5 protein-coding genes and 1 tRNA gene are annotated in these 6,370 nt (G+C 73.0%); 1 reads left to right on the plus strand and 5 read right to left on the minus strand.

Going from position 1 to position 6,370, the window contains the following annotated elements:
• Positions 1-135: 135 nt before the first annotated feature.
• The 5 genes from F6X51_RS07315 to F6X51_RS07335 form a co-directional block, all read right to left on the minus strand.
• The gene (locus F6X51_RS07315) at positions 136-678 is read right to left on the minus strand and encodes a response regulator (protein ID WP_150962591.1); all 543 of its coding nucleotides are present in this window, start codon (positions 676-678) and stop codon (positions 136-138) included.
• A 307-nt stretch (positions 679-985) separates the two neighbouring features.
• Positions 986-2,128 carry a transglycosylase SLT domain-containing protein gene (locus F6X51_RS07320; protein ID WP_150962556.1) on the minus strand — a complete coding sequence of 381 codons (1,143 nt, stop codon included), beginning with the start codon at positions 2,126-2,128 and terminating at the stop codon, positions 986-988.
• Positions 2,129-2,418: 290 nt separating this feature from the next.
• Entirely contained in the window at positions 2,419-2,625 is a 207-nt protein-coding gene (locus F6X51_RS07325) for a hypothetical protein (RefSeq protein ID WP_150962557.1), read from the minus strand.
• A gap of 249 nt (positions 2,626-2,874) precedes the next feature.
• Positions 2,875-3,927, minus strand: a complete 1,053-nt coding sequence (locus F6X51_RS07330) for a hypothetical protein (protein ID WP_150962558.1) — start codon at positions 3,925-3,927, stop codon at positions 2,875-2,877.
• 171 nt (positions 3,928-4,098) lie between these two features.
• Positions 4,099-4,175, minus strand: a tRNA-His gene (locus tag F6X51_RS07335).
• A 189-nt stretch (positions 4,176-4,364) separates the two neighbouring features.
• On the opposite strand from F6X51_RS07335, the gene F6X51_RS07340 reads away from it, so the two are divergent.
• Positions 4,365-6,233 (plus strand): chloride channel protein, encoded by a 1,869-nt coding sequence (locus F6X51_RS07340; RefSeq protein ID WP_150962592.1) that lies wholly within the window; start codon positions 4,365-4,367, stop codon positions 6,231-6,233.
• Positions 6,234-6,370: the final 137 nt, after the last annotated feature.

The raw sequence follows: 6,370 nt of genomic DNA on the forward strand, positions 1-6,370 counted from the left end.
GACGATCCGCGGGCGGGATCTTGCGATTCCCGGACAGGGCTGTCCCAGGCAGGGCTGTCGCAGGCAGGGCTGTCGCAGGAAAGGGCTTGGCGGTTCGCGGACGGGACGTCCCGTCGGCGCCGTCCGGGCCCGGCCTCACCCCAGCGGCGGCTTCGGTTCGCAGGCGGCGCGCTCGGCCTCGACGAGCAGCTCGAGGGCGCGCCAGGGCTTGGGGATGAACACGGCCTCGGCCGGCACGTCGGGCCGGGCCACCGTCCCCCCGGAGGTGATGACGAGGCGCGCCCGCGGCCACAGGGTCGCGACGGCGCGGGCCAGCTGCAGCCCGTCCATCTCCCCGGCGAGCCGCACGTCGGCGAAGACGAGGGCGACCTCGCCGCCGCGGGCCTGCAGGACGTTCAGGGCCGCCTCGGCGCTGTCGCAGCCGATGACGCCGAGCTCGGTCTCCTCGAGGAGCGCCTCGGCCAGCGCCCGCACCTCGGGATCGTCCTCGACCACGAGGGCGAGGCGCTCGCCGCGCTCGGCCGCGGCCTCCGGCTCCGACGCCGCGGCGCCGGCCGCGTGGTCGCTCTCCGATTGCCGGACCTGACGCACGAGGACGGCGAGGTGCTCGGGAATGCCCTCGGCCACCAGGGTGTCGTAGAAGGAGGCCAGGGTCTGGCCGATCTGGTCGAGGGGGATGCCGGGCGACAGCGTCTCGGACGCCCGCCTGCCGCGGCCGCCGGTTCCGGACCCGTCATGCTTTGCGGTCATCAAGAGCTGCCCCCGAACTGATCACCCGGCCATTCGCGGATGCGCGATCGCCCGTGGAGAAAAGTCGGCAACCGGCCGTCAGTTGCGATGTCGGGCAGAAACGGTGCCGTTTCGGCTCCCGGCCCGGATGCGGCCGCCCAGTTAGCCAATCGCGGCCAGGCGGCCGCTCGGTCATTACGCCAAGCGCGGCCAGGCGGCCGCTCGGTCATTACGCCAAGCGCGGCCAGGCGGCCGCTCAGTCGGCCGCCGCGTAGGCCATGACGCCGGACACCGCCCGCACGTCGCGGTAGCGCGCGCCGCGGGCGCTCATCATCGCCTCGAACTTCTCGTGGACCTGGGCTACCGAGAGGCTAGCGGCCTTGCGGCGGCTGCGGCCGGCGGCGAAGAAGATGGAGCGGTTGGCCCGGGCCGGGCCGGGCAGCAGCTGCGCGGCGGCGGCCTTCGGCTTGTCGACGACCTTGGCCAGGAAGGACTCGGCATCGTCCGGGCCGAGGAAGTGGGCGAGGTAGACCTCGCCGAGGGACAGCTCGCGGCCGATCCGCAGGGCGATGCGGGCGGCGTCGCGCTTCAGCATCTCGCCGGCCATCAGGGCCGACAGGTAGGGGTCGCGGCGCAGCTCCAGGATGCGGGCGCGCTCGGTCTGGTCGGTGATCGAGGGCCTGTCGTTGGCGTCGTTGACGATGAGGGCCGCCTCCTGGGCGAGGCCGTAGCGGGGGCCGAAATCGCGCACCACGCCGAGCCAGGTGCGCTCGATGAACTGGTACAGGCCGGTGGCCGAGGAGGTCTTGGCCTGCACGGCGGTGATGAAGCTCGATTCCTTGTCGGCCACCGCCATCAGCAGCACCGGGTCGGTCTGCACCGCCTGGGCGGCCCGCACGATGGTCTGGACGAGGTGGCGGCGGATCCGCATCGGCCCGAATTCGAGGATGTCGTTCGGGTCGCCGACCGCGCTCTCGGACAGGAGGAAGTCGTAGGAGACCCGGTCGACCGCGTTCGAGCCGAGCTCGGTGTCGAGGTCGTGGACCGGCGCGAAGGCGGCGGAGGCGGTGAGCACGGCGGGCGGCGGGTCGAGGATCGGCACGGCGCTGGTCTGGACCCGGGGACGCGGCATCACCAGCTCGGTGGCGGCCTGGGCCGAGGGCACCGCCTGCTCGAGGCCGATCTTGCCGAGCTCGACGCCCGATCCGAGCAGCACCGCGCTGAGGCCGCCGGCGAGCAGCGACATCGACAGGATCGAGCGGGTGAGGGCGGGCCGGCTGCCGTGCTGGCGCCCGACCTTCGGACTCACCGTGATGGCGTCGTTGCGGACCGCCGGTCCAGCACCGAAGCGCGCGGCGGGGGAAACGTTCCGAGGCGACCCGACGGTGCGACCCTGCATGTGTGTGACCCGAAGCCCCTTCACGCGCCGTTAACGACGCCGACGACCCCGTTGTACCTTGACAGATGTGGCGACAACACGGCCGAGGTTGTGGCCTCCGCATCACGGTTGTGGGCAAAATGCGGCGCCCGCTCCGGCGCCCCCGACCTGTCGCGTCCGGGTGTCGCCGCGGCGTGGCGCGACGGCCGGGATCGCGCCGCGGCACGCCCGGGGGGGCCGGTCGCCGCCGAGCCTCCGGGGACCGCCGGCCCCCTCGCGAGAGCTGCGTCCGCGCCGGCCCGACGGGCCGCTCAGGCGGCGAGTTCGACGATCGGCTCGGGGGGCTCGGCCTTCGGCTCCACGAACTCGATCCCGCGGGCATAGATGATGGAGGCGATGCGCCAGAAGTCCGGCCGCTGGCCCTCGGGCAGCCGGGCCAGGCGCGCGTCGATCGCGTCCCGCGCCGCCCGTGCCATCGCCTCGACCTCAATCACCGAAATCTCAAGCGACACCGACATGCGACGGTCCTCGGCGCCGGACATGTTAACCGGCATCACTTGAACTCCGCAGCACAGCATTTCGATCCCGCAATGCGACAAGCCGAAACCGCACGCTCCCGGACGGGCATTCCGGCGCGGGGACGATCCGCCGCGGAGCCCGGTGCGGGGGACCGCTCCTCAGGCCGACCAGCCCTTCGAGACCGCCGGGCGCACGGCGTCGGACATCGCCACGGCGAAGACCGGCATGTCCTCGCGGGAGGCCGCTCCTCAGGCCGACCAGCCCTTCGAGACCGCCGAGCGCACGGCGTCGGACATCGCCACGTCGAAGACCAGCATGTCCTCGACGGCCTTCACCTGGCGCAGGCGCTGCGCCAGGTCGCGGGCCTCCTCGGGGACCGGGGCGGGGACGGGGACCGGCAGGTCGAGGCCGAGCCGGTCCTGCAGCGTGTCCATGAAGGCGCCGAAGAACGCCCGGTGCCCGACGATGCCGACGCGGGCCAGGATCTCGATCGCCACGATCGAGTTGCCCGGGTGGACGCGGTCGTCGGGCATCCGGGTGCCGAACTGCCGGGTCAGCGGATTGTAGAGCAGGTTGTAGGCCGGCAGCGGCATCATCCGGAACAAGCGCTTCAGGCCCTTCAGGTCGCCGAGGTCGCAGGCGCTCACGAAGGTCGCGGCCTCCGCCAGCGGGCCGAGGCGCCAGCTCCAGGCCGGATCGGCCGCCATCGCGGCCCGGTCCCGCAGCCAGAGCAGCCGCGTCGCCATCTCGACATGCGGATCGTGGACGAGCGCGACCGTGAGGTCGTTCTCACCCTGAAAGAAGTGCTCGAAGCGCGGCACCGTCAGCGCCCCGGAGAACAGGCACGAGTTCAGCATCTCGTGATTCTGCCCGCAGACGGAGTGCATCATCTCCTCGCTGAGCTTCTGAATGCCGAAGTAGCTCTGCCGGAAATGCCCGAACAGGTGGCCCTGGACCGCGCTCTCGGGGTGGATGCCCGTGTTGATGAGGAGCACCCGCTTCTCGACCAGGGCGTCCTTGGGCACGCGCCGGTAGATCAGCAGGTTGGTGTCGACGTCGTAGAGTTCGAGGCGCGGGATCTCCGCCAGCGTCGGGATATGGTCCTCGGTCACCCAGAAGGTGCATTGCCCGGTGGAGTGCCAGCCGGCGCTGACGTAGCCGGCATCGACGATCTGGGCCGTGACCTCGGCGATGCGAATCCCGTCGACCGAGACGGCCACGCGGCCGGGGGCCTGCGCGTTGTCGGGGATCACCGAGCCGCCGATCGCGCCGCCATGATCGAAGTTGATGAAGAACCGCATGTCCTGATCGCCATGTGCCGCGCAAGGCCTATAGCCGCCCCGCGCGCCGCGCGGAAGGCAAGCCGAATGGGGGCGCCCCCGCCGCGGCGCCCGCATCGCCCCGGGGGCCGCGCGCACGAAAAAAGGGGCCGGCGATCCGCCAACCCCTTCGTGCCGTTCGGAGAAATTCGATGGTACCACCGCCCCGGCTCGAACGGGGGACCCCCAGATCCACAATCTGGTGCTCTAACCAACTGAGCTACGGCGGCACTGGGGCGGGGTTTATCGCGGGGCCGCGGGCTTTTCAAGCGTCGTCTCGCGACCGGCCTCGGCGCTGTGGACGGCCCGGCGCGCGGGGCCGTAAAGAGGGCGGGTGAGTGCGTTTCCGCCGTCCCGTCCGCCCGCACGGGCCCGCGCGTGCCGGGTGCCGCGCCGATGACGTCGCGATGACGTCGCCGATGACGCCGCCCCCCGCGCGGCCGCGCTCCTCGCGTGCGGGACGGTTCCTCGTGCGCGGGAGGACCTGGATCCAGGCGCCGGGCCGGCTCCGGTCGCTGGTGCGCGCGAGCGAGGGCGGCCTCGTGGCGCTCGCCGCGCTCACGGGCTGCATCGCCGGGGCCGCGGTCGCCGGCATGGGCGTCCTGACCCAGAGCCTGCGCGAGGCGATCTACCGCCTGCCCCCGGGCGCGCGCCTCAGCGCGTCCGAGACCGTGGCGCCGCTGGCGCTCCTGGTCGGGCCGGCCTTCGGGGGCGTGCTGCTCGGGCTGCTGTTCTTCGGGGTCGGGCGCTGGCGCGGGCGCCGCAAGCGCCCGGTGATCGACCCGATCGAGGCGAACGCGCTGCATGGCGGGCGCATGTCGCTGCGCGATTCCGTCTACGTCTCGGTCCAGAACGTGATCTCGAACGGCAGCGGCGCCTCGGTGGGGCTGGAGGCCGGCTACACCCAGATCTCGGCCGGGATCGCCTCGCGCCTCGGCATCGCCTTCGAGATGCGGCGGGGCGACCTGCGCACCCTCGTGGGCTGCGGCTCGGCCGCCGCCATCGCGGCGGCCTTCGGGGCCCCGCTGACCGGGGCCTTCTACGCCTTCGAGCTGATCATCGGCACCTACACGATCGCCACCCTGACCCCCGTGGTGGCGGCGGCGCTCTGCGGCAGCGTGGTGGCCCGCGCCCTGCTGCCGACGCCGCCCCTGGTCGAGATCGAGGGGATCCGGGCCATCACCACCTCGACGCTGACGAGCGCCGATACCCTGCCGAGCCTCGTCCTCGGCCTCGTCTGCGCCGGCCTCGGCATCCTGATCATGCGCGGCGTCACCCTGGTGGAGCATGGCGTGGCGGCGAGCGGGCTGCCGCGGGTGGCGGGCCCGGCCCTCGGCGGGCTCTGCGTCGGCGCGCTGGCGCTCGCGGCCTCGCCCCAGGTCCTCTCGGGCGGGCACGGCGCCCTGCACCTCCTCTTCGCCGAGCACGGGGCGCCCCTCGGGGCCGGGGCGCTGGCGGTGCTGTTCGCCGCCAAGGCCGCCGCCTCCGCGATCTCGATCGGATCGGGCTTCCGCGGCGGGCTGTTCTTCGCCTCGCTCTTCCTCGGGGCGATCGCCGGCAAGCTCTTCGCCGCGCTCGCGCCGCAGATCGTGCCCGGCATCGCGGTGTTCGGGCTGACGCCGCTCGCCTACGCGGTGATCGGCATGAGCGCCCTCGCGGTCGCGGTCATCGGCGGCCCGCTCACCATGACGTTCCTGGCGCTGGAGCTGACCGGGAGCTTCCCGGTGACGGGGCTCGTCCTCGTCGCGGTGATCGCCTCCTCGCTCACCGTGCGCAAGACCTTCGGCTATTCCTTCGCGACCTGGCGCTTCCACCTGCGCGGGGAGAGCATCCGCTCCGCCCACGACGTCGGCTGGATCCGCAACCTCACGGTGGGCCGGCTGATGCGCAAGGACGTGCGGCCCGTGCCCCTCGACACCCCGATGGCGACCTTCCTGCGGGCCCACCCCCTCGGCTCGCCCTCGCGGGTGATCGTCGTCGACGGGCAGGACCGCTACGCCGGCATCGTGATGGTGCCGGAGGCCCACGCGGCGACCCGGGAGGCGACGAGCGGGGCGGAACCGACGCTCGCCGACGTCCTGCGCTACCCCGGGGACTTCCTCACCGCCGGGATGAACGCCAAGCAGGCCTCCGCCGCCTTCGACCGGGCCGAGAGCGAGGCGCTCGCGGTCGTCGACGGCGAACGCGAGCGGCGCGTCATCGGCCTCCTGACCGAGAGCCACACGCTCAAGCGCTACAGCGAGGAACTCGACCGTCAGCGCCAGTCCGTGCTGGGAGATTCGGCCTGAGCCGACCCTGCCGGGAGCCCGGCCTTCAGCGCGGGCGGCGCCCGACGCTAACGACGTTGACCTCGCGCGCCTGACGCCCGGGCAGGGTGTCCTGGACGAGGCGGACGATGGCGGGGGCGTCGAGGCCGGCCTGGGCG

Origin of the sequence: Methylobacterium planeticum, assembly GCF_008806345.1 — a bacterium.
Taxonomy (GTDB): Bacteria; Pseudomonadota; Alphaproteobacteria; order Rhizobiales; family Beijerinckiaceae; genus Methylobacterium; species Methylobacterium planeticum.